This window comes from Bartonella sp. AU15XJBT (assembly GCF_028618615.1).
GTDB lineage: Bacteria > Pseudomonadota > Alphaproteobacteria > Rhizobiales > Rhizobiaceae > Bartonella.
Genome location: NZ_JAQITG010000007.1, coordinates 37,396 through 62,805 on the forward strand (window position 1 = coordinate 37,396; position 25,410 = coordinate 62,805).

General features: G+C 38.8%; 18 protein-coding genes and 1 other RNA gene. 17 read left to right on the top strand and 2 right to left on the bottom strand.

Annotation, left to right across the window (positions count from 1 at the left end; genetic code table 11):
* The first annotated feature begins 94 nt into the window (after nucleotides 1–94).
* Nucleotides 95–1,144 carry a DUF475 domain-containing protein gene (locus tag PVV57_RS04775; protein WP_273717861.1) on the top strand — a complete coding sequence of 350 codons (1,050 nt, stop codon included), beginning with the start codon at nucleotides 95–97 and terminating at the stop codon, nucleotides 1,142–1,144.
* A 478-nt stretch (nucleotides 1,145–1,622) separates the two neighbouring features.
* Here the strand turns inward: PVV57_RS04775 and pncA are convergent, their stop codons facing one another.
* Together pncA and PVV57_RS04785 are read right to left on the bottom strand one after the other, a co-directional pair.
* Nucleotides 1,623–2,231 (bottom strand): bifunctional nicotinamidase/pyrazinamidase, encoded by a 609-nt coding sequence (pncA, locus tag PVV57_RS04780; protein ID WP_273717858.1) that lies wholly within the window; start codon nucleotides 2,229–2,231, stop codon nucleotides 1,623–1,625.
* Between the two features lie 49 nt (nucleotides 2,232–2,280).
* Complete coding sequence (locus PVV57_RS04785) at nucleotides 2,281–2,817, bottom strand: hypothetical protein (RefSeq protein ID WP_273717856.1); 537 nt, start codon at nucleotides 2,815–2,817, stop codon at nucleotides 2,281–2,283.
* 162 nt (nucleotides 2,818–2,979) lie between these two features.
* On the opposite strand from PVV57_RS04785, the gene ettA reads away from it, so the two are divergent.
* From ettA to murB, 16 genes are all read left to right on the top strand, one after another.
* Nucleotides 2,980–4,629, top strand: coding sequence for an energy-dependent translational throttle protein EttA (gene ettA, locus PVV57_RS04790; protein WP_273717854.1), 1,650 nt, complete (start codon nucleotides 2,980–2,982; stop codon nucleotides 4,627–4,629).
* A gap of 676 nt (nucleotides 4,630–5,305) precedes the next feature.
* On the top strand, nucleotides 5,306–6,244 hold the full coding sequence (locus PVV57_RS04795; RefSeq protein WP_273717853.1) for an ArsR family transcriptional regulator: 939 nt from the start codon (nucleotides 5,306–5,308) through the stop codon (nucleotides 6,242–6,244).
* 2,615 nt (nucleotides 6,245–8,859) lie between these two features.
* Entirely contained in the window at nucleotides 8,860–9,249 is a 390-nt protein-coding gene (locus tag PVV57_RS04800; RefSeq protein WP_273717852.1) for a hypothetical protein, read from the top strand.
* Between the two features lie 1,462 nt (nucleotides 9,250–10,711).
* Nucleotides 10,712–11,221, top strand: coding sequence for a lytic transglycosylase domain-containing protein (locus tag PVV57_RS04805; protein ID WP_273717851.1), 510 nt, complete (start codon nucleotides 10,712–10,714; stop codon nucleotides 11,219–11,221).
* A gap of 83 nt (nucleotides 11,222–11,304) precedes the next feature.
* Nucleotides 11,305–11,695, top strand: an RNA gene (gene rnpB, locus PVV57_RS04810) — RNase P RNA component class A.
* A 259-nt stretch (nucleotides 11,696–11,954) separates the two neighbouring features.
* Complete coding sequence (rsmH, locus tag PVV57_RS04815; protein WP_273717849.1) at nucleotides 11,955–12,953, top strand: 16S rRNA (cytosine(1402)-N(4))-methyltransferase RsmH; 999 nt, start codon at nucleotides 11,955–11,957, stop codon at nucleotides 12,951–12,953.
* Nucleotides 12,950–13,357: a hypothetical protein gene (locus tag PVV57_RS04820; RefSeq protein WP_273717848.1), complete on the top strand. Its 408-nt coding sequence runs from the start codon at nucleotides 12,950–12,952 to the stop codon at nucleotides 13,355–13,357. The genes rsmH and PVV57_RS04820 overlap by 4 nt, the downstream gene beginning before the upstream one ends.
* Nucleotides 13,354–15,096, top strand: coding sequence for a penicillin-binding protein 2 (locus PVV57_RS04825; protein ID WP_273783561.1), 1,743 nt, complete (start codon nucleotides 13,354–13,356; stop codon nucleotides 15,094–15,096). The genes PVV57_RS04820 and PVV57_RS04825 overlap by 4 nt, the downstream gene beginning before the upstream one ends.
* Nucleotides 15,097–15,119: 23 nt before the next feature.
* Nucleotides 15,120–16,571 (top strand): UDP-N-acetylmuramoyl-L-alanyl-D-glutamate--2,6-diaminopimelate ligase, encoded by a 1,452-nt coding sequence (locus PVV57_RS04830; protein ID WP_273783563.1) that lies wholly within the window; start codon nucleotides 15,120–15,122, stop codon nucleotides 16,569–16,571.
* Complete coding sequence (gene murF, locus PVV57_RS04835) at nucleotides 16,568–17,989, top strand: UDP-N-acetylmuramoyl-tripeptide--D-alanyl-D-alanine ligase (RefSeq protein WP_273783565.1); 1,422 nt, start codon at nucleotides 16,568–16,570, stop codon at nucleotides 17,987–17,989. The genes PVV57_RS04830 and murF overlap by 4 nt, the downstream gene beginning before the upstream one ends.
* A gap of 21 nt (nucleotides 17,990–18,010) precedes the next feature.
* Complete coding sequence (gene mraY / locus PVV57_RS04840; RefSeq protein ID WP_273717841.1) at nucleotides 18,011–19,081, top strand: phospho-N-acetylmuramoyl-pentapeptide-transferase; 1,071 nt, start codon at nucleotides 18,011–18,013, stop codon at nucleotides 19,079–19,081.
* Between the two features lie 4 nt (nucleotides 19,082–19,085).
* Entirely contained in the window at nucleotides 19,086–20,480 is a 1,395-nt protein-coding gene (gene murD / locus PVV57_RS04845; protein WP_273717839.1) for a UDP-N-acetylmuramoyl-L-alanine--D-glutamate ligase, read from the top strand.
* Nucleotides 20,481–20,626: 146 nt separating this feature from the next.
* Nucleotides 20,627–21,775, top strand: a complete 1,149-nt coding sequence (locus tag PVV57_RS04850; RefSeq protein ID WP_273717838.1) for an FtsW/RodA/SpoVE family cell cycle protein — start codon at nucleotides 20,627–20,629, stop codon at nucleotides 21,773–21,775.
* Nucleotides 21,772–22,908, top strand: a complete 1,137-nt coding sequence (gene murG, locus PVV57_RS04855; protein ID WP_273783566.1) for an undecaprenyldiphospho-muramoylpentapeptide beta-N-acetylglucosaminyltransferase — start codon at nucleotides 21,772–21,774, stop codon at nucleotides 22,906–22,908. The genes PVV57_RS04850 and murG overlap by 4 nt, the downstream gene beginning before the upstream one ends.
* Nucleotides 22,892–24,319, top strand: coding sequence for a UDP-N-acetylmuramate--L-alanine ligase (gene murC, locus PVV57_RS04860; RefSeq protein ID WP_273717836.1), 1,428 nt, complete (start codon nucleotides 22,892–22,894; stop codon nucleotides 24,317–24,319). The genes murG and murC overlap by 17 nt, the downstream gene beginning before the upstream one ends.
* Complete coding sequence (murB, locus tag PVV57_RS04865) at nucleotides 24,297–25,274, top strand: UDP-N-acetylmuramate dehydrogenase (protein ID WP_273717834.1); 978 nt, start codon at nucleotides 24,297–24,299, stop codon at nucleotides 25,272–25,274. Before murC ends, murB begins: the two co-directional genes overlap by 23 nt.
* Nucleotides 25,275–25,410: the final 136 nt, after the last annotated feature.

A 25,410-nucleotide genomic window follows, 5' to 3' on the forward strand; every position in this document is an offset into this window, starting at 1 on the left:
CATTAAGAGATGCAACTTTAAAGAGATACAAGCTTTTGATTTGCACTATTTGTCTGCTGTAGATGAATTAGAAAATAAACTTTGAGGAATGATCATGGCCCTGTTACGCTATTTTGGTTTTGCTTTTTTTTTCACGATTATTGGTGTCTTTTTAGGAGGGGCTATTGGTTGGTTTGAAACGGGAAGCATTACTGGTTTTCTTAAATATTTTTTTATTTGCTGTGTTTTAGGGGTTTTGGAAATTTCTTTATCTTTTGATAATTCTATTATCAATGCACGTGTTCTTAGTAGAATGAATCCGTTATGGCGTCGTCGTTTTCTTATATGGGGTATTTTGATTGCTGTATTTGGGATGCGGATTGTTTTTCCTTTGTTGGTGGTTGTCGTTGCTGTTGGAATTAATCCAATTGCGGCAGTTAAATTAGCGATAGGGGAACCACATCTATATGCTGAAGTCTTAACCGATGCGCATATGGGAATTGCCGCTTTTGGAGGAACTTTCCTTATGATGGTTGGCTTAAAATATTTTTTTGATTCTGAAAAAGAGGTGCATTGGCTTAATGTTATAGAGAGACCTGCTCAAAAGTTTGGGGCGCTTGTTGGGATTGATATTGCAATTGTTTTGATTTTGATCTTATTCGTGTCAGGGCAGATTGTTGCGGAAGATAAAGTCACTTTTTTATTAGCAGCCCTTTATGGGCTTTTGACTTTTATAGGTGTTGAAGTTGTCGGTCATCTCTTAGATGCTCCTAAAAAGACTTTGACGAGCGTGGCTCAAGGGGGACTAGGGGCGTTCCTTTATTTAGAAGTTCTTGATGCGAGTTTTTCTTTCGATGGTGTGGTTGGAGCTTTTGCTTTTTCACACAACCTTTTTATTATCGCAATTGGTCTTGGTATCGGTGCATTTTATGTTCGTTCTATGACAATTATGTTGGTCGAGTCAGGGACATTGTTGCATTATCGTTATTTGGAGCATGGTGCTTTTTATGCAATTTTAGTTCTTGCCGTGATTATGTATCTGCAAACGATTATACCAGTTCCTGAAGTATTAACAGGACTTGTGGGAGTCTGTATTATTGGAATGGCATTGTATTCTTCGATTCGTTTTAAGCGTCGTCAATTGGATAAACATGTTGCTTCTTAAGTAATGAAAACTTCATATTTTCTCATGCTTTTGTTTATCGCATATCCTTAATAAAAGAGAACTTTCATGCAAAACAAAATGCTATAGTCTTTCTTATTGGTGTCCTTATTTTAAAGTTGAAGCTATGATATGATTCTTCCCATGAAGGGAATAATTTAAAATCTCTTGGATAGCTTTGACTTAAATACAAGGTGCAAACGGGCGCTATACTTTTACCCGCTTTCAGTACGATGAAAGCTTTTATATTTAACGATTCATAAGAAGCATTTTTGTTGCTTTCTTGAGTGATTTTTATTTACATATTTATCCTAGTTGTGATGTGTAAAATGGTTTATTCATTATGAATAAGTTTGAAATGAGAGAATTTTATCCTATTCTGGTCTCTCACTTAAATATGTAACAACTCACTTAAATATGTAAAGAATAATGTATTTCTTATAAATCAGTGCTTTATAATAGGTAGTCAGAAAACAATATTTTAGGAGACCATTAACAGTTCTATACCAGCTTCGTTCATCGTTTTAAGCATCGTGTTTAGGGATTCGTTTACATCAATACCAGCGCAGGCATTTAATGAAACACTGACTTTAAAACCACATTGTATGGCGTGAAGAGCGGAAAATCCAACACAAAAGTCCGTTGCTAAGCCACACATAACGAGCTTGGTAAAACCGTGTTCTTTGAGATAAGCTTGTAAACCTGTTGATGTTTTTTGATCATTTTCAAGAAAAGCAGAATAGCTATCCATTTTTTGATTATAGCCTTTTCTAAGGATAAGTTGTGCCTTTTCCACTCTGAGAGATGGATAAAATTCTGCTCCTTGTGTTCCTTGTATGCAATGATCAGGCCAAAGTATTTGAGGACCATAGTCAAGATTGGTGGTATCATAGGGCTTTTTTTCAGGATAGCAGGAAGCAAAGCTGCAGTGGTTTTTGGGGTGCCAGTCTTGGGTTAAGATAACGTGGTCAAAATGATTGATAAGATTATTGATGGCGGGTAAAATAACATCACCTTGTGGTACTGCAAGTGCTCCACCGGGTAAGAAGTCATTTTGAACATCAATGACGAGTAAGGCTTTTTTTTCCATAAATATATTATTCCTATAGGAGGTGAGCTTTTATCGTATTTTAAAAAAGCTATATTTCGTCTTGAAGTTTTGAAATGACTTGTTGAATATTGATCTTATTTTTATAATTATCAAGCCAAAAGAGGGGGACGGGTAAGTTTTTACAATTCATTTTATAGTTTTTTACGAAGTGTAACCACGTACCAATGGGAAGTGCACTGTAGTCATTTGTTGCGACATGTTGGCGCAAAGCCTTCATGATCATTGGGCTTGGGACGTCAGATCCCATAAGGCGGCGGTCATTTTGTAAACGTAATTTAAGCCACATTAAAGCAAGGGGTGAAGTCCATTGTTTCCCGTAACAAAAAATCGATGAAAAAAGGAAAGGATTTTTTACTGCGTAAGTTAAAGCCCATAAAGCCAAAAAAGAAGGTGCATAGAGAATTACTTTTCTTTTTGGTTCCATATTACATTGATAGGTTGGTTTAATACGATAAAAATACAATGTTATATCTGGTATGGAAAAGAGGGGCAATGTTTGATAACATGTTTCAGGTACAGCTAAAAAGATTTGCTTTTTGCTTCTTGAGGGGATGTTTTTTTGCATTTAGAACCATACTGGGGCTTGTGAGATTAAAAAAAATGTACCAATATTAAAGTGAAAAGCTTTTGAGATGATGTAAGCGCTATTTACTGTACAGTTTCAAAAAGCGAAAGCAGTTTTTTCAAAATCCTAATCTTTAATATCGCACAATATAAAGAGAAGTTTATGGCACGTCAATTTATCTACCATATGGCTGGACTCAACAAGTCTTACGGCAATAAAAAAATTTTAGAAAATATTCATTTGTCTTTTTATCCAGATGCGAAGATCGGTATTTTAGGGCCAAATGGTGCGGGTAAATCAACTATTTTACGTATTATGGCTGGGCTAGATAAGGAATATACGGGAGAAGCGTGGCTTTCTGAAGGAGCACGTTGTGGCTATCTACCACAAGAACCTGTGCTTGATGCAAGCAAAGATGTGCGTGGCAATGTGATGGAAGGTGTTGCAGATAAACAGGCCATTCTTGAGCGTTATAACGAATTGATGATGAATTATAGCGAGGAAACGGCTGATGAAAGTGCACAGCTTCAGGATATTATTGACAGTCAGAATCTTTGGGATTTAGAAAGTCAAGTGGAAATGGCAATGGCTGCTCTTGGTTGTCCGCCAGCTGAGGGGGATGTGATAAAACTTTCGGGTGGTGAAAAGCGGCGTGTGGCGCTTTGTAAATTGCTTTTGTCAAAACCTGATTTGTTGCTTTTGGATGAACCGACAAACCATTTAGATGCTGAAACGACAGCTTGGCTTGAAAGGCATCTGCGTGAATATCCTGGCGCCGTGCTTTTGATAACCCATGATCGTTATTTTCTCGATAATGTTACGGGTTGGATTTTAGAGTTAGATCGCGGTAGAGGTATCCCTTATGAGGGGAACTATTCTGCTTATTTGGGGGCTAAAGCCAAGCGTTTGGCTCAAGAGGGGCGTGAAGAGGCTGCGCGTCAACGTGCTTTATCACGTGAGCAAGAATGGATCGCTTCTAGTCCAAAAGGGCGGCAAGCAAAGTCAAAAGCGCGGATTAAAGCTTATGATGAGTTGGTTCAGGCGGCACGTGAACGTCGTCCTGGAGAGGCGCAAATTATTATTCCTATTGGAGAAAGATTAGGACAGGTTGTCATTGAAGTTGATCATCTCTCTAAAGCTTATAGCGAACGTGTGTTGATTGATTCTCTCTCTTTTAAACTTCCTGCTGGGGGCATTGTCGGCGTTATTGGTGCTAATGGTATGGGAAAGTCGACATTGTTTAAAATGTTGACAGGACAAGAACAGCCCGATTCAGGCCAAATACGGATTGGTGAAACAGTTCACATGAGTTATGTGGATCAGAGTCGCGATTCTTTGGCGGGTGATAAAACTGTTTGGGAGGAGATTTCTGGTGGAAATGACATTATTAAGTTAGGCAAATATGAAATGAATAGTCGTGCTTATTGCGGGGCTTTTAATTTCAAGGGGGCCGATCAGCAGCAGAAGGTGGCAAATTTATCAGGAGGGCAGCGCAATCGTGTCCATTTGGCGAAACTTCTAAAAGAGGGGGGGAATGTGCTTCTTCTTGATGAACCGACAAATGATCTTGATACTGAAACGTTGGGTGCATTGGAAGATGCATTAGAAAATTTTGCTGGTTGTGCCGTGATCATATCGCACGATCGTATGTTTCTTGATCGATTGGCAACGCATATTTTAGCCTTTGAAGGTGATGGCCATGTGGAATGGTTTGAAGGTAATTTTGCTGAATATGAGGCTGATAAAGTTCGCCGTCTTGGGGGTGAAGCCCTTAACCCTAAGCACGCAAATTATAAGCCTCTTACACGCTAGAATTTCTTATCTTATGGGAACTTTATTGAGAAAATAGTGTGTTTTTGTGTTTATGATTTCATCAATAATGTCGTGTGTATTCCGTGGAAGTTTTTATTCATGGGAAAGAGGAGAGGCTCTTTATGAGACCATGACGAAAAGAAAGCTATTCTATTTGTGATATATACTATTCTTGCTTGTAAAATTGCCATGAAGAGGGGAAATCTTTCATAGAAAGTGCCATTGTACAAATGCTCTGGTCGTTGAGCATTAGCGTCTTTAATTTAAAGCTACAAACTGAAACCATCCTATTATTTATTCTCTTCCAATGTTGGATAATTTTTGTTTTGAGATAGCTATAAGAGGCATTTCACTTATTTTCTGTGTTTTTGTCCATAGGCCGCCATTTCTGAGGTGCAAGAGAATAGTTTAATTGATTTACCATGAATAGGTTTGAAATGAGAAAAGATGACGATATTTAGCCTTTTATTTAAGTTAAAAATGATAAATAATCATTATAAATCAAATTGTTATAATTATTTATGGGTAATGAGATAAGATCTGTTCATCTTTTACAGTAGCCTATTTTTTTCATAGGATGATAAAATGGCGGGAATGAAATAGATAAGAATATGCGCATTATGCTTGACTTTTTTTTCTATAAACAAATGTTTATAGGAAGGTTTAGGGGATAATTATGAAAAAAAGTACAAGTTTAGATGCAATGACTGTGCTGCTGAAAGCGGTAGCAGAAGTAAACCATTTACGTGTTCTTAGGCTCTTGCATCATGAAGATTTAACAATCGCTGATTTTATTTTTATCCTTGACCAGTCGCAAGTGTGTATATCACGATATTTATGTTTATTGTACGAAGCACGATTGATTGAGCGTTATCAGAAGGGAGGTTGTCTTTATTTTAAGCTTTGTCATGATTTTTGGGGTAAAGATATTGTGATGGGCATTTTTTCGGCTTTTCCAAAGCATGATGTGTTGTTAGCGCACGATTTAGAACGTTTGAAGGATGTCAAAAAGCAGCGTCAAAAAACGAGGAAGAAGCATTTTTTACAAAATATGTCGCAATGGGATCTCTTACGATCGTCCTATATGGTAGATCACAGTGTGGAAAATGCTTTACTTAAAATCGTGGGTGATAAGCCATTTCAGACGATGCTAAATATTGGAATGGGTGGAGATTTTGTTTTAAAATTGTTTTCTGATCTTTATACGCATGCGATTGAAATCGTGCTTGATCGTGATGTTTTGCACTTGCCTGTTGGAGAGACAACTTTTGATTTAGTCATTCTTCATTGGGTTTTACATTTTCTTGAAAATCCTGAAATGGCTCTTCATAAAATATCAGGTGTTTTGCGTCCTCATGGGCGTTTATTGATTGTGGATTTTGGTTATCATAAAGCTGAATCTTCACATTCTGATCAAGCGCATATGGGGTTTGGATTTTCGGCTTTACAAATAGAACAATGGCTTAAAAATGCAGGACTTGTTTTAGAACAAACGATTTGTCTTACTCCTATACAAAGTGAAAACAGTGAGGAGTGTGTGGTGACACTTTGGCTTGCTCGTGATCCCCGTTTATTGGTTGATGATATCAAAGATAAACAAGTCAATTTTGCATAAATCTCGTTTGTTAATGTGCTTTATTCTCTGATTTTTCTCAAGGAATAGTGCAGAGATGAAATTTTATTAAATCATTGAAAAGTTATTATTTTTTATATTTGCATTATGTTTTTATATGAGGATATTGGTGTTTCATAGGGGCGTGGAGGCTGTGTAATGAACTCTTATAGATGAAAGGCTATGAAGATTGTTATTTAAGGTGCCTTGATATCATATTTTTAATTAATCAATAAATTGATTTTAAAAGATCATTCATCTTTTAAAACTCCAATAAGAGTCTTGAATACAAGAATATTTTTTTATTTCAAACCTTTTATTTTACAATCCAAAGGCGTCTGTTTGTCTGTTACAAGAGGAGTTTTTTTGTGTCAATAAAATCGTTTGAAAGAGGAAATAGATCTTTCGCGCATTTTCTCAATGTAAAAGCAGTTGCAATATAATGTGGTGGTGGTTCGCACCTTCATACATGTTAAAGATAGTGGTTCCTAATCTTAAGTTATCTCTTTAAGAGTACCAAGAGATGGGGTGAAACAGGGTTAAGGGTATGGATGAGAAATGCCTTAGAGTTTTTCATGGGGAAAAACATTAAAGAATGAGAAAAGCAAAGACGTGGGGCAATGCGCTAAAAGATATGGATGTTTTTGAAAGCCGTAAAGGACATTAAAGGGTGATGTGATGGTAAAGATAGAAACTGGTTTCTACTCTTTCCTATTCTTTTCAAAATGAGGCGCTCTTCTAGCTTCAGAGATGACTCAAACAGATCTATGCAATATTTTTTTCCAATTTGGTCTATCAAAGCTGGGACTGCTTAACGTGGTTTTCATTCGCTTTGATCTTTGTCTCAAACATGCTGTTATGTTTGGAATATATGTTGATTTACAAGCCATAGAAAGACAAAAGCTTAGTAGATAACATCATATAATCACTCATAAATTGGTTATGGATCAGAGAGATATAGCGAATTTTATAAAACATTTTGTGAAACAATAATTATAACACATCTGGCTTTACTTTTATTTCTTCTTACAAGCATTCATATATATGCTTTGCATTATATTCATAAAAATCAAATTGGCGGTGATTTGTGGGTAATCCGTGGCGGAAAGTAAGAAAGAAAAGCGTCATATTACACTAAAGTTTTCTATCTCTTTACCATGAAAAGCCATGAAGGTTATTAATAAGTCCATTTTTCTTGCCAAAAGTGGATTTCTTTTTTTGTTGACGCGCGCATCTTATGGCGCAGCTCGTGGGTGAAATAGCATAAAATTTATAGGGCGGCATGGTCTTTAGTTTAAATAAAAGTTGTAAGCTGGCATCATTATTCTATTTTCAGTTTTCAATATTGTGTCGTCCTTGCTTTAAAATGGGCTCATCGGAGATATTTTGATTCCTTTTTATCGTTTTTATTCATAGGCCAATCTTACTTATGATGGGCCATAGTATGGGTTTGATTGATTCCATATAAGAAGATTTAAAATAAGGGACGCTTATAAGATCGGGAACGGTCATTTAATATGTAAAATGACCAATAATTATTAAAATCAATGTCTTGATATGTGACAAGTAGCATAGCAATTTTTGAACATAAAAATTGTTTTATTTATCATTTTGCAAGGCAGTTTAAGTGGTAAAGTTTAAAAGGAAATATCTGCTTAATCATTTTTTATGATACCACATAGGGATTTGTTGGCTATTGTTAAGATAGCTTATCGTTATTGGAAGTGATCATAGTGCATGATTCGAAATAAATACCTTCAGAGTTTTCGTTTTTTGTAAGCTGTTTAAATTTTTCATTGATGTTGTTGCGTAAGAGATTTGACAATATTTTTAAATGATCATTTTCAGAAATTTTCATGAAGATAGATAAGACTTTTTTCTTTAATTAATTGTTTTAATTTAAATAATTCATATTTTCTTTTGAACAGGTGTTTCTGCTTTTATTGTATAAGGCTTAAAGACGACGTTTTTCTTTTGTGGTGATCGCTGCTGGGCTAGTGATTCTGCTGATTCTATTTTTTATAGGGCGAATATATACAGATTACTTATTTTTTAATTATGATCACCCGAGTTGTGAAAGAAATTATTATAAAAATTATAATGGTGGTAGATTCTGATTGATGCTTGCCGAAATAAAATTGCTTCAAATTGGGGCATTTTTGAATTTTTTTTGCCTAAATTTCAACATTTTTAAACAATTTATAATTCTTTTGTGTTTTTTTGCGGAGGAGATGATAAGAATTTCTTGTTGTTTAAAGCATTTTATTCCATAGCAAGAATATTGCATCGGCTATCTTAGTGGTTGATGCGAGAAGACGATCGGGGAACCTCCTCCCCCCCCCCCGCGTGGATCCCCTAGATTGTCTGGCCTGACTGAGGATTTCCTCAGTCAGGTTTTTTTATAAATTGTTTTTAGGGCTTTGTAAGGTGTTTGCAGGGGCCTTAAAAGGCGTAAGGTTTGCTATTGTGTAGCATGTAGTACTAGGGGGATAAGAGTTTATTGAGTCGTTCGTATTATCGTGTTCATTTTCAATGATGAGAGTTTTTCTTTATTGAGAAATCGTTGAATGCTATAAAGAGAATCTGTGTTTGATTCTGTGATCTTTAGGTAAGAGATAATGGGATTTTTCTCCGGTCGTATCGCTTTTATTTTATTTATTTTTCTTATTTTTGGCGTTAGCATTTTTGCTTCCCGCAGTGTTGTCGTTCATAAGTTTCTTTCCGGCTACATTTCTTCTTCTTCTTCTTCTTCTTCTCAGCAGGTTGAGGTAACAGAGGAGTTGTTGCTAGAGAGATGGGCAATGGCTTTTCCAGATGTTATTGAGCGCCTTTCTAAGATGAGCCCTCAGCAGCAAGAGCTGTTTATTGAGCAAGTGCGTCGCGATGCGGTTTCATTTGCTTCTGGAAGTGGTCAGAGTCGTGAAGAGGCTCACAAGTTTGGTGAAACTGTCGCTATGGCTCTTTCAAAAGCGATGTCTCGCCCTTCCATTGCGAATGCTTATTTTTAACTATTTTTTTAATCACACTTTTAGGTTTTATTTTAAGGGGCAGAGCTTTTCGTGAAGTTTTGAAAAGTGCGAAGAAAGTAATCAATTTGTAAGATAATTAGCAAAATTTATCTTATCCAAAAGGTAGTCAATCAGAGTATTAAGAATAAGGTTGCGATCATTACAAAAGTGATCGCAAGTTCATCGAGGACACTTCACGGTGAACGGCGTTATCGATGTCTACAATGATAAAAGAAATAAAAAACAGCTCAAATCAAAACCGTATTTTCATAAAGGGTGAGAATAATTTGAGAGCGCTCATTTGTAGAAAAGAAAAGGTATGAATTGCTGTAACAGAATACGTTAAGCACATTTTTATATGCTCGTTATTTTTTCTGTTTAATAGAGAAGATGGAAAATTTTTAAAAGGCTTGAGCTTCCTTTTTCTTGCAGCTTTTAGGATGTTTACTCACTTGTCCGATTTTTGAAGATGAGGTGCAAGGCTAATAAAAGGCGGATAAGATGATAATCTGGGATAAGGCAAAAAATATTTCGATGAGGATAAGAAGTTCATTTTCCTTCAAAAGACTTTGAAGGTATTGCGTTTTCGAGTATTTAAAAAAACAGACAAAAATAATCGTTAAGCTTTGTTGTAGAAACAAAGAAGGATATGATTTTTTAAAGATATTTTTTTATAATGGTCATTTATCATTTTATATGTGAAATGCGAACCTCGAACATTGTGAAGTTCTCTCGTTTTAAATCTATTAAAGCAATCAAAATCAGTTTTTTGCACAACACAAAGCAAGGGGCTTTTGTGGATAAAAGCTCTTTTTAGAAAGAAGTAAAAAGCTTCTTTGAATCATCCAAATATTAAAGGCTATTGTAATATTTTGAATGCGTAAAGAGTATGAGGATTTTGTATCTCTATGAGCTTTTTATGCACAATGATATGTTTTGCGATTGGGATATGTTTTGCGATTGGCTTTGCTTGATGGTTTATTGGGTATTAAAGAGTATTGCGGGCATTTATTGGCGCGTGGGAAGCATTGATAACGATTTTTATTTTTTGTGAAACTTGTGCGATATCGAGGATCTTCAGTAAAGATTGTCTTTATTGCTTTGTGGAATTGATCTCAATAAAGAATTTGCTCATTGTCTGTAAAAAAATATTATGCCTATTTAAATTGCTATTTTTGTACTATAAAAATTGAGCGATACAATAGCAATAACAGAAATGGATAGAGTATATCATTTTATTGAATATGCTATAAGATTAACTATAGTCTCTTTATTTTTTTTATTTTATAATATAGGAAATCTATAATTTGTGCATAAAGAGATTTTCTTTTGTTGCAGAATTTTATCTTGAAATTGTCTTAGTATTTCCTTTTTCAAGCCGTTCTTTTGCTTTCTTTTTTTGTACAATACGCTCGCAAATTATTTGCGGATAGAATTTGAGAATGTTGTGAAGAGAAAGAAAATGCAATTTTTGAAAATCTTGTTAAATACAGCGTGTGCTGTATTTTTTGTATTTGATATAAGCTGGACTCATAGTGCTTTAAATATTGCAGAATCAAAAGAAGGCTCAGTGATTGTTGCTTCTAAGACACCTGCTCGTCCTTATGAGTTTCTTATTCAGAAACTTGCAACTAAGCATAATGTTCCCGTTAATTTAGCACATGCTGTTGTAAAAGTTGAAAGTAATTATAAGGCGGGCATAAAAGGGGCGGCGGGCGAAATAGGTTTGATGCAAATAAAACCCTCTACGGCACGAGGCTTGGGTTTTAGTGGTTCTGTAAAAGATTTGTACGATCCTGCAACCAATCTTGAATATGGTATGCGTTATTTAGCACGGGCCTATAAACTCAGCGGAGGAAGTACGTGTGGTACAATCCTTAAATATAACGCAGGTCATGCAGCAAAAAAAATGAATTCCATTTCGGCGAAATATTGCGCAAAAGTGAAAATGTATTTGGCTTCATTAAAATAAAAACGTCTTTTGAAAGAGATTGGCTCTAAAATATTTTAAGATGCTATTTTCACGGAGCAAAAAATGTTTTATAAGTTAGTGTGTCAGTCGGCTGGGCAGCCGCGCTTGTCCAATGCTGAAAAGCGGCAGGTGAGGAAAGTCCGGGCTCCATGGAAAGACGGTGCCGGGTAACACCCGGCGGGGGTGACCCTAGGGAAAGTGCCACAGAAAGTAAACCGCCTATTTTTATAGGTAAGGGTGAAAGGGTGGAGTAAGAGCCCACCGCGCATTCAGTAATGAATGTGGCAAGGTAAACCCCACCGGGAGCAAGACCAAATAGAAATGACGTGCAAGATTTAATTTGCAGCCGATTTCCGGGCGAGTCATTCGGGTAGGTTGCACGAGGCGGGTGGTAACATCCGTCCAAGATGAATGGTTGCCATGTAAAGTACAAGCTTTACTATACAGAACCCGGCTTATAGGCCGACTGATATTTCATGATGCGCGATATTTTATAAGATCAATGACATATGGATTTTTATGGAGTCTGTGTTTGAAATGGACACTTAAATAAAGAGCGTTTTAAAAAATTATAACATTTCTTTAAGTATAATACGTTAGGGTGTGTCTTGGGATAGCTTTAGCTTTTTCGCTCATAATGATTAATATGAAAGTTGAAGATTGGGTTATTCTAATATCGGTTGCCATGAGAGGGCTGTTGATTTGAAACAGCATAACTTCAAGACGGATTATTTTGACAAAACAGGATCAAAGAGCTGAACGCCATATTCCAGTGTTGTTGCAGCCAGTTTTGACTGGGCTTATGCCATTGGTTGGAGCAAAAGTGATTGATGGTACTTTTGGTGCTGGTGGTTATACGCGCGCTTTGTTAAAGGCAGGGGCAGAAGTGATTGCTCTTGATCGTGATCCTCATGCTATTGATGCAGGACAATCCCTTGTTGATGAATTTTTTCCACGGCTTCGTTTGGTCCATATGGAATTTTCACAGCTTGATCGTGTCGTTGAAGAGAAGGTGGATGCGGTTATTTTGGATATTGGTGTTTCTTCAATGCAGCTTGATGAAGCAGAAAGAGGCTTTTCTTTTCAAAAAGATGGTCCCTTAGATATGCGAATGGCTCAGACGGGTTTTACAGCGAGCGATGTTATCAATCATTTAAAAGCAAGGGATTTAGCGCGTATTTTTAAGATATTAGGAGAAGAGCGTTATGCAGGGCGAATTGCACGAATGATTGAAAAACGTCGTGTTGTTCAGCCTTTTTTGCGAACAGGTGATTTGGCCTATGCTATCGAAGCGTTGGTAGGGCGTAAGCCTGGAGATCGCATTCATCCTGCAACACGTGTATTTCAAGCTCTTCGTATCTATGTTAATGATGAAATCGGTGAATTAGCGCGTGGTTTATTTGCTGCTGAACGCGTTTTAAAAGCTGGAGGCCGTTTGGGGGTTGTCAGTTTTCATTCTCTTGAAGATCGTATGGTCAAAAGATTTTTTTCGGCTCGTTCTGGAGAATGTATAAGATCACGCTATTTGCCTGAAATAAAGCATTCTCCAGCAACGTTTTTTCCTTTGTTTAAAGGAGGAATAACGGCAAATAAAGAGGAGTTACAGCAAAATCCTCGTTCACGTTCTGCAAGATTGCGTATGGGGGTGCGGACTGACGCAGAGGCTCTTGCAGAAGATATGAAATTATTTTGTTTAGCAGAAATTGCCAGTTTTGAAGGTGGCAAGAAATGACAGTTTTCCGTACATTTGATATGATTTTAGTGATGATTATGATTTGTATGGCAGGTCTTACTTATAAAGTAAAATATGATGTTCAAAAACGAATGAGCGAGGTTCGTCATCTTGAACATGAAATTGCTGCAGCAAAAAATACGGTGAGTTTGCTTCATGCTGAGTGGGCTGTCATGATAAAGCCTTCACGCATGCAAAAACTTGCAAAACGTTATCAAAAAGAACTTGGGTTAGAGGTTATAAAGCCGCGTCAAATCGTGGAGTTTAAAGACATTCCGGTACGGGAACACGATCCAATTGAAGAAGTGATTAAACAAAATATCTTGGAAGATAATCAGGATATTTTGGTAAATAATCGGGCTTCTCAAGTCAATGGCGTTGTTCAAAAAGGCGCACAGCAATGAAGTCGCCCTTTTTATTCTCACAGAAAAAAAAGCGCTTAAAAAATTCGTTGAATAATCATAATGCTTTTGTTCGTCATCCCTATTCTAGTCGTCCACGTTTGCTTTTTTCGTTGTTCTGTTTTTTAATTTTATATGGCATCATAGGGGCTTGCCTTATTTCTTATGGGTTGGAAGGTGGACAGATTGAAGAAGCTAAGGGACCAGGCGTTCTTCAATTGATGGCACGGCCTGATATTGTTGATCGTAATGGTCGTTTATTAGCAACAGATATTAAAACCTATTCACTTTTTGCTGAGCCACGGCGTATTATTGATGTGGATGAAACAATTGAATTGCTCTCAACAGTTTTGCCTGATCTAAATTGGCAGGAAACTTATAAGCGTTTAAAAAGAAAAACCGGTTTTTCTTGGATACAGCGTGGGTTAACACCCATGCAGAAGACGCAAATTATGGCTCTTGGTATTCCAGGAATTGGTTTTCGGACTGAAATTCGTCGTTTTTATCCCGATGGACCTATAACCTCCCATATTCTCGGCATAGTCAATGTGGATAATCAGGGCATTGCAGGTATGGAAAAATATATCGATGATACGGGGTTGAGTGCTCTGCGTGCTGCTGGTCTTGCCGTGGAAGAATCATTAAAACAAGTTCAGCTTTCGATTGATGTGCGTGTTCAGGCAATCGTTCATGATGAACTTATTCAGGCTATGAAGCGTTATAAGGCAATTGCAGCAGGCGCTGTTATTTTAAATATCCATACGGGGGAAGTTTTGGCTTTGGCATCACTACCGGATTTTGATCCTGGAAATCCTATTGAAGCTTTAAAAAGTGATCGTCTTAATCGAATGACTGCTGGAACTTTTGAAATGGGATCGATCATTAAAAGTTTTACGACAGCCATGGCCCTTGATTCCGATATTTTTCATTTAAACAGTATTATTGATGCTTCAAAGCCCATAAAAGCAAGTAGTGGCTATACGATTCATGATTTTCATGGAAAAAATCGTCCCTTAACGTTATGGGAGGTTTTTATTTATTCTTCCAACATTGGTTCTGCTAAAGAGGCATTAGCGATAGGGATTGATAAACATCGTGGTTTTTTGCAAAAACTTGGGCTTTTGGATCGTCTCACAACAGAGTTGCCTGAAGTTGCCCATCCTATTGTGCCACGTCATTGGAAGGATATCCATTCTATGACAATTTCTTTTGGGCATGGTATGGCAACAACCCCCTTGCAAACAGCCGTTGGGGCTGCTGCTTTAATGAATGGTGGTTGGTTGATTGAGCCAACATTTTTAAAACGGACAAAAGAACAAACTTTACACCATGCAAAACAGGTTTTGCAGGCCAAAACAAGTCAAAATATGCGTTACCTTTATAAATTAAATAGTGATATTGGTTCTGGGCGTAATGCAAAAGTAGAAGGTTATCGGGTGGGTGGAAAGACAGGAACAGCTGAGAAAGTTGAAAATGGAAAATATTCTAAAACAAAAAATTTCAATAGTTTTCTGGCTGCTTTTCCGATTGATGATCCTGCTTATGTTGTTTTAACAATTATTGATGAACCTAAGCCAGAGGAGGGGAAAAATTCCGCAACAGCAGGGATGAATGCTGGACCAATGCTTGCTAATATTGTTCGTCGCTCAGCGAGTTTTCTTGGTGTAAAGCCCGATTTTAAAAAAGAATATGAGCCTCTTTTAGGTAAAAAGAGCCATTCAAGTTTCGTTAAACAACGGTAAAATGAATATAAAGGTGCGTCGTTATGTTGTTTGGAAAAGTTTTTACAGAATGTTTTGAAGATCAGAAGCTTTCTTCAATGGAAATAACAGGAATCAGTGCAGATTCTCGACAAGTCTTGCCAGGCTATGTTTTTGTCGCTGTTCAAGGAAAACAAGGGGATGGAAGACACTATATCAATGATGCGATAAAGCGTGGAGCACGTGCAATCGTTACTGATTGTCAGGCTATTTTTGAGGATTTATCTGTTCCAATTTTACGTGTTTTGAATGTTCGTCATAGTCTCGCGTTGGCAGCTGCCCGTTTTTATGGTTCTCAGCCTGAAACGGTTGTTGCTGTGACGGGTACAAGCGGAAAAACATCTGTTGTCTCTTTTATTCGGCAAATTTGGACTCATGTTGGATTGTGTGCTGCGAGTATAGGAACAGTTGGTGTTGTTTCTCCTAAACGGAATGATTATGGTTCTCTCACAACACCTGATCCAGTCGTCTTGCACCGTCTTCTTTGTGAAATTTCTCATGAAGGTGTGACTCATGCAGCTCTTGAAGCCTCTTCACATGGGCTTGATCAAGGACGACTTGATGGAGTCCGTTTAACGGCTGGGGCTTTTACCAATTTAGGGCGAGATCACATGGATTATCACAGGTGCGTAGAGGATTATTTGCGGGCTAAAATGAGGTTATTTGATACACTTTTGCCTGTATCTGCTCCTGCTCTGATTTTTGCTGATGATGTCTATTCACAAAAAGTTATTGATGTAGTTACACAAGCGCGCCGCCGTGTCTTGACAATTGGACGTAAGGGGCAATTTATCACGATTAATCGTGTTGAACATCAACGCTCAAAACAGTGTATTGAGTGTCGTGTGGAAAACAAGATTTATACATTTGATTTGCCTTTAGCTGGAGATTTTCAGGTGGCCAATGCGCTTGTGGCAGCAGGACTAGCCATTGCAACAGGTATTTCACCTCGTAAGGTTTTTTCTGCGCTTGAAACTTTGCAGGGAGCACCTGGGCGGTTAGAGCTTGTTGGAAAGACAGAAAAGAATGCGCCTGTTTATATTGATTATGCGCATAAACCAGAAGCTTTGGAGCAGGTTTTGCTTTCTGTTCGTCCCTTTACGCAAGGGCGTTTGGTTGTTGTTTTTGGTTGTGGAGGGGATCGAGATCAAGGAAAAAGAGCTTTGATGGGAAAAATTGCAGCGGATAAAGCGGATATTGTTATTGTAACGGATGATAATCCTCGCACAGAAATGCCAGAAAAAATACGCAAGGATATTTTACAGGCGGTACCAACAGCAATAGAGATAGCAGATCGTGGTGAGGCTATTTCTTATGGGGTGGGGCTTTTGAAAGCTGGTGATACACTCATTATTGCTGGAAAAGGTCATGAAGATGGCCAAATTATAGGGCAAACAACTTATCCTTTTTCAGATCGTCTGAAAGCAATAGAAGCTCTAGAGGACCGGAGGAGATGACAGCTTTATGGGATAAACAAGCACTTGTTACTGCAATTGATGGTGTCGTAATTGGAAGCGTGCCAGAAACTTTTCCTGGAGTCTCCATTGATAGTCGTACTCTTGCAGAAGGCGATATTTTTTTCTGCATTAAGGGACATTATCTTGATGGTCATGATTTTGCTCTGCAAGCTTATGCACAAGGTGCAGGCGTTCTTATTGTTGCGGAAAACCGTTTGAGAGATATGGAAAAGATATCTGCTCCACTCATTGTTGTTTCTGATGTTTTGCAAGCCTTAGAAAAACTTGGGAAAGCCGCACGCAAACGTTCAAGAGCTAAAATTATTGCGATAACAGGTTCGGTTGGAAAAACAACAACAAAAGAAGCTTTGAAACAAGTACTGGCAACGGTTGGCAACGTTCATGCGAATCTTGCTTCTTTAAATAATTGCTGGGGGGTCCCGCTTACTTTAGCGCGGATGCCTATGGAGAGTGATTATGGTATCTTTGAAATTGGCATGAATCATAAAGATGAAATTCGCCCATTGGTCCAACTGGTTTGTCCGCATGTTGCTCTCATTACACATATTTGTGCAGGGCATATGGGTTTTTTCAAAGATCTTGAAGAAATAGCAGAGGCAAAAGCTGAAATTTTTGAAGGATTGGATGAGGAAGGTACTGCCATTTTAAATGCGGATAGTGCTTTTTTTTCTTATCTCGTTCAAAAAGCAAGGCAATGCGGTGTGAAAAAGATCTTAAGCTTTGGTGAGACTGAAAATGCTGATTATCAGGCGCGGGATATACATCTTTTAACCGATCGTTCTTCTATGATGGTGCGTATTGGAGGACAAGATAGGGAGGTCAAAATTGGTGCTCCTGGACGCCATATTGTGCAAAATAGTTTAGGAGTTATCGCGGCTTGTGATGCTATTGGTGTTGATTTGGATTCTGTTGTGTTTTCTTTGAGCCATTTTTCTTCTCAAAGGGGGCGGGGTATTCGTTATCGGTTGTCTTTACCAAATGGGGGTGAATTTTATCTCATTGATGAAAGCTATAATGCTAATCCCGCATCTATGCGTGCTGCTCTTGAGCTTCTTGCTACAGGACCAGTAGGAGAGGAGGGGCGGCGAATTGCTGTTTTAGGGGATATGCTAGAGTTAGGAGAGTATAGTGAAAAACTTCATCGTGATTTAATAAAGCCAATACGTCTTTGTGGTGCTAATCCCGTTTTTTTATTTGGTGAGGCGATGAAATCTTTAGTCAGTGATTTGTCTGCTGATGTTAAGGTGCATTATGCTGAAAATATTGAGAAAATTTTACCGCTTCTTTTGGCAGAAATTTCTCCTGGGGATCTGCTTATGATTAAATCATCCAATAGCCTTTGTTCATCAAATATTGTTACTGTATTGCTTGATCGCTATAAAGCGGTTTCTTCATAGTTTTAAGAGGTTTTTTGTCCCATGATGCTGTTTTTTTCTTCGTTTAGTGATTGGCTTCCGGGTGTGAATGTTTTCCGCTACATTACTTTTCGCACGATAGCAGCAATGCTGACTTCGGGACTCATTGTTTTTTTGTTTGGGCCTAGCATCATTGCTTCTCTTAAATTGCGCCAGGGAAAAGGGCAACCAATTCGTGCCGATGGACCTCAAACACATTTTAAAAAGGCTGGGACGCCTACAATGGGTGGATTGATGATTTTAACGGGTATTGTCGTATCGGCATTGTTGTGGTGTAATTTATCGAACATTTATTTTTGGGTATCGCTCTTGGTTATGCTTTCTTTTGGGGCAATTGGGTTTTATGACGATTATCTTAAGGTTACAAAACAAACAGACAAAGGATTTTCTGGGAAAGCACGGTTAAGCTTGGAGTTTATTGTTGCAGCAATTGCTGCTTTTGTCATCCTGCAAATTGGCTCATCTGGATTCGCTTTGCCTTTTTTGAAAGATTATCTTATCAATTTGGGTTGGTTTTTCATTCCTTTTTCTGCTTTTGTCATTGTCGCGACGGGGAATGCGGTTAATTTGACAGATGGACTTGATGGGCTTGCTATTGTTCCTGTGATGGTTGCAGCCTTATCTTTTGCTTTGATTGCTTATCTTTGTGGTAATATGAATTTTGCTGATTATCTCCAAATACACTATGTATCGGGAACAGGTGAACTTGCTGTTTTATTGGGAGCTGTTGTTGGGGCAGGGCTTGGCTTTTTATGGTTTAATGCACCGCCTGCTGCTATCTTTATGGGAGATACTGGCTCGTTGGCTCTTGGAGGATTATTGGGGACTGTTGCGGTCTCTACGAAGCATGAGATTGTTTTGGCTCTTATTGGCGGGCTGTTTGTTGTGGAAGCTTTTTCGGTCGTTATTCAAGTTGGTTATTTCAAATTGACAAGAAAACGCGTGTTTCTTATGGCACCGATCCATCATCATTTTGAGAAAAAAGGCTGGACTGAAAGCCAAGTGGTGATACGCTTCTGGATTATTTCAATTGTTCTTGCTCTCATTGGTCTTTCAACACTTAAATTGCGGTGAGATTTTGATTTCTGTTGCGTGTTATAAAGGTCAAAAAGTTGCTCTGTTTGGATTAGGGGCGTCTGGATTAGCAACGGCACAAGCATTGATGCATGGCGGTGCGGAAGTGGTGGCATGGGATGATAATCCTGTAAGCGTGCAAGCAGCTTTTGAGAAAAATATTCCAACAAGCGATCTTCATGATGAAGACTGGTCAGAATTTGTTGCATTGATTCTCGCCCCTGGAGTTCCTTTAAATTATCCTCAACCCCATTGGGTTGTTGAAAAAGCGCGAAAAAAAAATATAGAAATTATCGGTGATATTGAATTATTTGTTCGTGCGCGCCATCATTTTTTACAGCATTCTGGTTTTTGTGATGAGGATGTTCCTTTCATTGCGATTACGGGAACGAATGGAAAGTCGACAACAACGGCTTTGCTTGCGCATTTGTTGGAAAAAATGGGCTATGATGTGCAGATGGGGGGAAATATTGGACAGGCAATATTGACGCTTAAGCCTTTTGTTAAAAAACGTATCTATGTGATTGAATGTTCATCGTTTCAAATTGATCTTACTCCCTCTCTGCAGCCAACCATTGGGCTTTTATTGAATTTGACACCTGATCATATTGATCGCCATGGGAGTTTTTCCCGTTATATGCAAACCAAAAGGCATTTGGTTGCTCAGGCTTCTCAGGCTTTTATTTCAGTTGATGATGCAGCTTGTGAGATTTTGTATCAACAATTGCTTCACGAGGGGCATCAAATTGAGGCAATTTCCAAGGATCATTTTGTTGAAAATGGTTTTTATGCAGATGGAACTAAGCTCTTTTCTGTTCGTCAAGGACAGCGACATATGCTTGCAGATCTTGATTCTATGGCTGCTTTGCGTGGAGGTCATAATGCGCAAAATGCTCTTATGGCATTGGCAACATTGCAGGCTTTAAAAATAACCGATCACTCTATGAACAAGCATTTGGCAAGCTATAAAGGGTTGCCTCACCGTATGCAGCAGGTACGTAAGATGGGGTCGGTGTTGTTTATCAATGATAGCAAGGCGACGAATGCAGATGCAACAGCGCCTGCACTTTGCGCCTTTAATGATATTTTTTGGATTGTTGGGGGACAAGCAAAAAAGGGAGGGATTGAGTCTCTTAGAGAATTTTTTCCTAAAATTCGTAAAGCCTATTTGATTGGGAGTGCGGCGGAAGAATTTGCGCGCATTATTGGTTCTGCTTTTCCTTTTTCAATGAGTTTAACTTTGGAGAATGCGGTGCGTGAAGCGACCATTGATGCAATGCATTGCAAGGCAAAGGAGGTGGTGGTTCTTTTGTCACCGGCTTGTGCAAGTTATGACCAATTTAAAAATTATGAGGTGCGGGGCGAAGCATTTGTCTCTTTGGTGATGCAGTTACAATAAAAAGAAACATCAATTATAAAAAAATATTTTTGCGTTAAGACTCCAGAATCTTTTTTTGTGTAATTTAGTTTTTAAAGTGTTTGTTAAACAGGTTGGGGAACCTTATCACTTTGAGATAATTTATAAAACGGATAAGGTGGATATAAATGATTACGCGTGCAGATAGAGACCCCATTGCGAATTGGTGGTGGACGATTGATCGCTCTATCTTTGCAGCTTGTTTAATTTTAATGGGAATTGGCATTATGCTGTCCTTTGCAGCCAGCCCCACTATTGCAAAAAAAATCGGAATTGCTGATAGTTTTTATTTTGTTCGGTGGCATATCATTTTTAGCATTTCAGCTTTTTTTATGATGGTTACCATTTCTTTTTTTTCGCTTCCTAATATTCGTCGTTTATGTGCTCTTTTGCTCATTGTAACGCTTGCTCTTATGGTTGTAACCTTATTTTGGGGTCCTGAATTAAAGGGAGCACGGCGGTGGATTTTGCTCTTTGGTTTTTCTGTACAAGCTTCAGAGTTTATGAAGCCAGCTTTTGTGGTGATGTCCGCTTGGCTTTTTTCAGAACAGATACGCAGGAGGGGAATTCCGGGTTACATGTTAGCAACTCTACTTTATGCCATTTGTTGTGTTCTTCTGGTGTTACAACCTGATATTGGACAAACAATTTTAATAAGTGCAACATGGGGGGGGCTGTTTTTTATTGCTGGCGTGTCTCTTACGGTTATTTTTTTCTTTCTCATTTTAGGCGTTGTAGGAATTGTTTTAGCTTATCTTTTTCTGCCTCATGTGCGTGATCGTATCAATGGTTTTTTGACAGGAGAAGGAGATACCTTTCAAGTGGATGTAGGACGTGAGGCTATTTTGAATGGTGGTTGGTTTGGACAAGGTCCCGGAGAGGGAACAGTAAAACGTATCATTCCTGATAGCCATACAGATTTTGTATTTTCTGTTGCTGCTGAAGAATATGGTATTATCCTTTGTTTGTTAATTATGATGCTTTTTGGCTTTATCGTTATGCGTTCGTTGTATATAGCTATGAATACACGTGATTCCTTTATACGTCTTGGTATTACGGGTATAGCCATGATGATAGGCTTTCAATCAGCTATTAATATGGCCGTTAATCTTCACTTAATCCCTCCCAAAGGCATGACATTGCCGTTTATTTCTTATGGTGGTTCATCAATGGTGGCAATTGCATTTTCAATGGGAATTTTACTCAGTTTAACACGCCGTTGGCCAGAAGCACGTCTTTCAGCTTTTTCTTCTTCTGTTTTGGATACCTCTTCATGAATGATAAAAAAGTTATTATTTTGGCGGCAGGTGGTACAGGTGGACATCTTTTTCCTGCTGAAGCACTTGCCGTTGAATTAAGACGGCGTGGATATGATGTCCATTTGATAACAGATGAAAGAGCGCGATCTTTTGTACGCAGCTTTGATGAAGAGCATACACATATCGTTTCATCAGCAACATTTACACGACGCCATCCTTTTGCTTTGATAAAAACGTTGTGGTCTTTGCTCAGGGGTATGGGACAATCGTTGGCGTTATTTTATAAATTACGTCCTGTTCTGGTTGGTGGTTTTGGCGGGTATCCGAGTTTTCCTCCTCTTTTTATTGCGGCCTTAATGCGGCGTGTAACATTTATTCATGAGCAAAATGCTGTTATGGGACGTGCCAATCGGGTGTTGGCGATTTTTGTGCGTGCCATCGCTGGCGGTTTGTTGTCGCCACATGGCGCTTATGCTCATAAAACGCTTTTGACGGGGAATCCTGTGCGTGAGGCTGTGTTGAAGGCGGCCAAAATTCCTTATCATTCTCCAGTGGGGGAAGAGCCATTTAATTTTTTAATTTTTGGGGGTAGCCAAGGGGCTTCTTTTTTTTCACATATTGTTCCAGAAGCGATTGCTTTACTCGATGATCAAAACCGTAGACGCTTACGAATTGTACAGCAAGTTCGTGGTGAAGCTGGAGAGTTAATCAAAACCTATCGTAATATGGGCGTACAAGCTGAGGTCGCTCCTTTCTTTGATGATATAGCTGAACGTATGGCACATGCTCATTTTATCTTGTCGCGTGCTGGGGCTTCATCGGTTTGTGAGATAGCGGTGATTGGTAGACCTGCTTTGCTTATTCCTTATCCCTATGCTTTGGATCATGATCAGGCAGCCAATGCTGCCCTTCTTGCACGTGTGGGTGGTGCGCAAATTATATCAGAAAAGGATTTGAACGCACAAAGGCTTGCTGCTCTTTTAAAGCAGGCTTGTTGTGCACCCCATTTATTGGAAAAACAAGCGCTTGCTGCAAAAAAAGTTGGGCAACCTCATGCAACTTGTTGCCTTGCTGATATGGCTGAAGCCTTAATTGCGGGGCGATTGTTGTCAGATATAAAAGAGGAGCTTTTTGATGAAAATGCCACTTGATATAGGCGTTATCCATTTTATTGGAATCGGGGGGATCGGCATGAGTGGAATTGCTGAGGTTTTTTATAATCTTGGCTATAAAGTTCAAGGGTCCGATCAAGTTGAGAGTGCAAATGTTGAACGTTTGCGGAGAAAAGGAATTAACATTCATATTGGTCATTGTGCTGAAAATTTAGGGAATGCAGAGGTTGTTGTTTTTTCTACTGCCGTTAAAAAAACAAATCCTGAGTATATTGCTGCAAAAGAAAGACATTTGCCGCTTGTTAGACGTGCTGAAATGCTTGCGGAGCTGATGCGATTTCGGCGTGCAATTGCGGTGGGTGGTACACATGGTAAAACAACGACCACCTCAATGGTTGCAGCGCTTCTTGATGCTGGTCGTTTTGATCCTGTGGTGATTAATGGTGGTATTATTAATGCTTATGGTACGAATTCTCGTACAGGTGAGGGCGATTGGATGATTGTTGAAGCCGATGAAAGCGATGGTACATTTTTAAAGCTGCCTGCTGATATTGCTGTTATTACCAATATTGATGCTGAGCATTTGGATCATTATGGAAGTTTTGATGCTGTCCGCGCAGCTTTTCGGCAATTCGTAGAAAATGTTCCTTTTTATGGCTTTGCTGTTTTGTGTCTTGATCATCCAGAGGTTCAATCATTGGCGGGTCGTATTGATGATCGTTGGGTGATTACTTATGGTGCAAATCCACAAGCGGATGTTCGTTTTCTTAATCTTTCGATGGATGGTCAAAAAACGCATTTTGATGTTCTTGTTCGTTCACGCAAGACAGGAAGAAAGATTGAGTTGAAAAATTTGCTTTTGCCCATGGCAGGACAGCATAATGTTGCCAATGCAACAGCAGCGATCGCTATTGCGCATGAACTTGGCATTTCAAATGAATTGATAAAGAAGGGCTTAGCGGAATTTGGTGGCGTAAAACGGCGTTTTACGCGAACAGGAAGTTGGCGTGGCATTGAAATATTTGATGATTATGGACATCACCCTGTTGAAATAAAGGCTGTTTTGCGTGCGGCACGTGAGAGTGCAAAAGGGCGTGTCATTGCAATTGCACAACCCCATCGTTATTCGCGTTTGTATCATTTATTTGATGATTTTGCTGCTTGTTTTAATGATGCAGATACAGTGTTGATTACCCCCGTTTATGCGGCTGGTGAAGAGCCTATCGTAGGGTTTGGTTCGCAAGAATTGGTAGAGCATATTAAAATGGCTGGTCATCGTGATGTGCGCTTGATACATGGCCTGGAAGATGTTGTGTCTCTTGTCTCAAAATTTGCTCAGGCAGAGGATTATGTTGTTTTTCTTGGTGCTGGCAATATCACACAATGGGCTTGTGCGTTGCCTCATCAGTTGTCGGGGCTTGATGGTCATGATGAATTTTCAGCACATTGATGGTGAGGCGCTATTGGCGCAATTGCAACCGCTGTTGGGTAATGTCAGAGGCAAGCTTACCCCTAATGTTGAGATGCGTAAGGTGACATGGTTTCGCACGGGCGGGTTGGCAGAGCTTTTTTATCAGCCTGTTGATGAAGAAGATTTGGCTCTCTTTCTTCAAAATTTGCCTGAATGTGTTCCTATAACAATTGTAGGTATCGGTTCTAATCTTCTGGTGCGTGATGGCGGCGTTCCTGGGATTGTGATTCGTCTTTCGCCAAAAAATTTTGGGCAAGTGCAGCAAGTTTCTTCAAAAGGCTTTTTAGTTGGTGCTGGTACGGCGGATAAACATTTAGCGGCTGCCGCTTTAAAGGCAGAAATTGCAGGGTTTCATTTTTATCATGGTGTTCCTGGTGGTCTTGGCGGGGCTCTCAAAATGAATGCGGGTGCGAATGGTGTTGAAACCGCAGCGCGTGTTGTTGAGGTCTATGCGCTGGATCGCAAAGGACAACGTCATATCTTGAGTTTGAAAGATATGCATTATTCCTATCGCCATTGTGATATTCCTAAAGATTTTATTTTTACGGCTGCTTTATTGGAAGGGGAACCCGGTAATAAAGAGGCTATTCGTGCTGCTATGGATGAAGTTGCCCTCCACAGAGAAACAGTGCAACCTATTCGCGAAAAGACAGGGGGGTCAACTTTCAAAAATCCTGCGAATACATCCGCATGGCGCGTGATTGATGAAGCTGGGTGTCGTGGTTTACGGATTGGTGGTGCTCAAATGAGTGAAATGCACTGTAATTTTATGATTAATACAGGGCAAGCAACAGGATATGATCTTGAAGCATTGGGAGAAACAGTGCGTGCGCGTGTTTTTGCACATTCAGCTCACCTTTTACAATGGGAAATAGAGCGTATTGGTCAATTTGAGCAAGGTCGAAGTGTCTCTCCTTTTGATCCATTTCATTGATTTATTGTTCACTAAAAAAGTATCAATAAAAAATTGAGTCATTTCAAATAGATAATAAAAAAATACCATTAAGAATCAATAAATTAACAAAGAATCTCTTGCATCAGGCTTTTGAGTCTGATTCATTATGCAAAAT

What these genes read in the sequence shown, in the direction of transcription:
- PVV57_RS04775 (WP_273717861.1), top strand. Translation starts at nt 95, where the DNA reads ATGGCCCTGTTACGCTATTTTGGTTTTGCTTTTTTTTTCACGATTATT.
- pncA (WP_273717858.1), bottom strand. Translation starts at nt 2,231, where the DNA reads ATGGAAAAAAAAGCCTTACTCGTCATTGATGTTCAAAATGACTTCTTA.
- PVV57_RS04785 (WP_273717856.1), bottom strand. Translation starts at nt 2,817, where the DNA reads ATGCAAAAAAACATCCCCTCAAGAAGCAAAAAGCAAATCTTTTTAGCT.
- ettA (WP_273717854.1), top strand. Translation starts at nt 2,980, where the DNA reads ATGGCACGTCAATTTATCTACCATATGGCTGGACTCAACAAGTCTTAC.
- PVV57_RS04795 (WP_273717853.1), top strand. Translation starts at nt 5,306, where the DNA reads ATGAAAAAAAGTACAAGTTTAGATGCAATGACTGTGCTGCTGAAAGCG.
- PVV57_RS04800 (WP_273717852.1), top strand. Translation starts at nt 8,860, where the DNA reads ATGGGATTTTTCTCCGGTCGTATCGCTTTTATTTTATTTATTTTTCTT.
- PVV57_RS04805 (WP_273717851.1), top strand. Translation starts at nt 10,712, where the DNA reads ATGCAATTTTTGAAAATCTTGTTAAATACAGCGTGTGCTGTATTTTTT.
- PVV57_RS04820 (WP_273717848.1), top strand. Translation starts at nt 12,950, where the DNA reads ATGACAGTTTTCCGTACATTTGATATGATTTTAGTGATGATTATGATT.
- PVV57_RS04825 (WP_273783561.1), top strand. Translation starts at nt 13,354, where the DNA reads ATGAAGTCGCCCTTTTTATTCTCACAGAAAAAAAAGCGCTTAAAAAAT.
- PVV57_RS04830 (WP_273783563.1), top strand. Translation starts at nt 15,120, where the DNA reads ATGTTGTTTGGAAAAGTTTTTACAGAATGTTTTGAAGATCAGAAGCTT.
- murF (WP_273783565.1), top strand. Translation starts at nt 16,568, where the DNA reads ATGACAGCTTTATGGGATAAACAAGCACTTGTTACTGCAATTGATGGT.
- mraY (WP_273717841.1), top strand. Translation starts at nt 18,011, where the DNA reads ATGATGCTGTTTTTTTCTTCGTTTAGTGATTGGCTTCCGGGTGTGAAT.
- PVV57_RS04850 (WP_273717838.1), top strand. Translation starts at nt 20,627, where the DNA reads ATGATTACGCGTGCAGATAGAGACCCCATTGCGAATTGGTGGTGGACG.
- murG (WP_273783566.1), top strand. Translation starts at nt 21,772, where the DNA reads ATGAATGATAAAAAAGTTATTATTTTGGCGGCAGGTGGTACAGGTGGA.
- murC (WP_273717836.1), top strand. Translation starts at nt 22,892, where the DNA reads ATGAAAATGCCACTTGATATAGGCGTTATCCATTTTATTGGAATCGGG.
- murB (WP_273717834.1), top strand. Translation starts at nt 24,297, where the DNA reads ATGATGAATTTTCAGCACATTGATGGTGAGGCGCTATTGGCGCAATTG.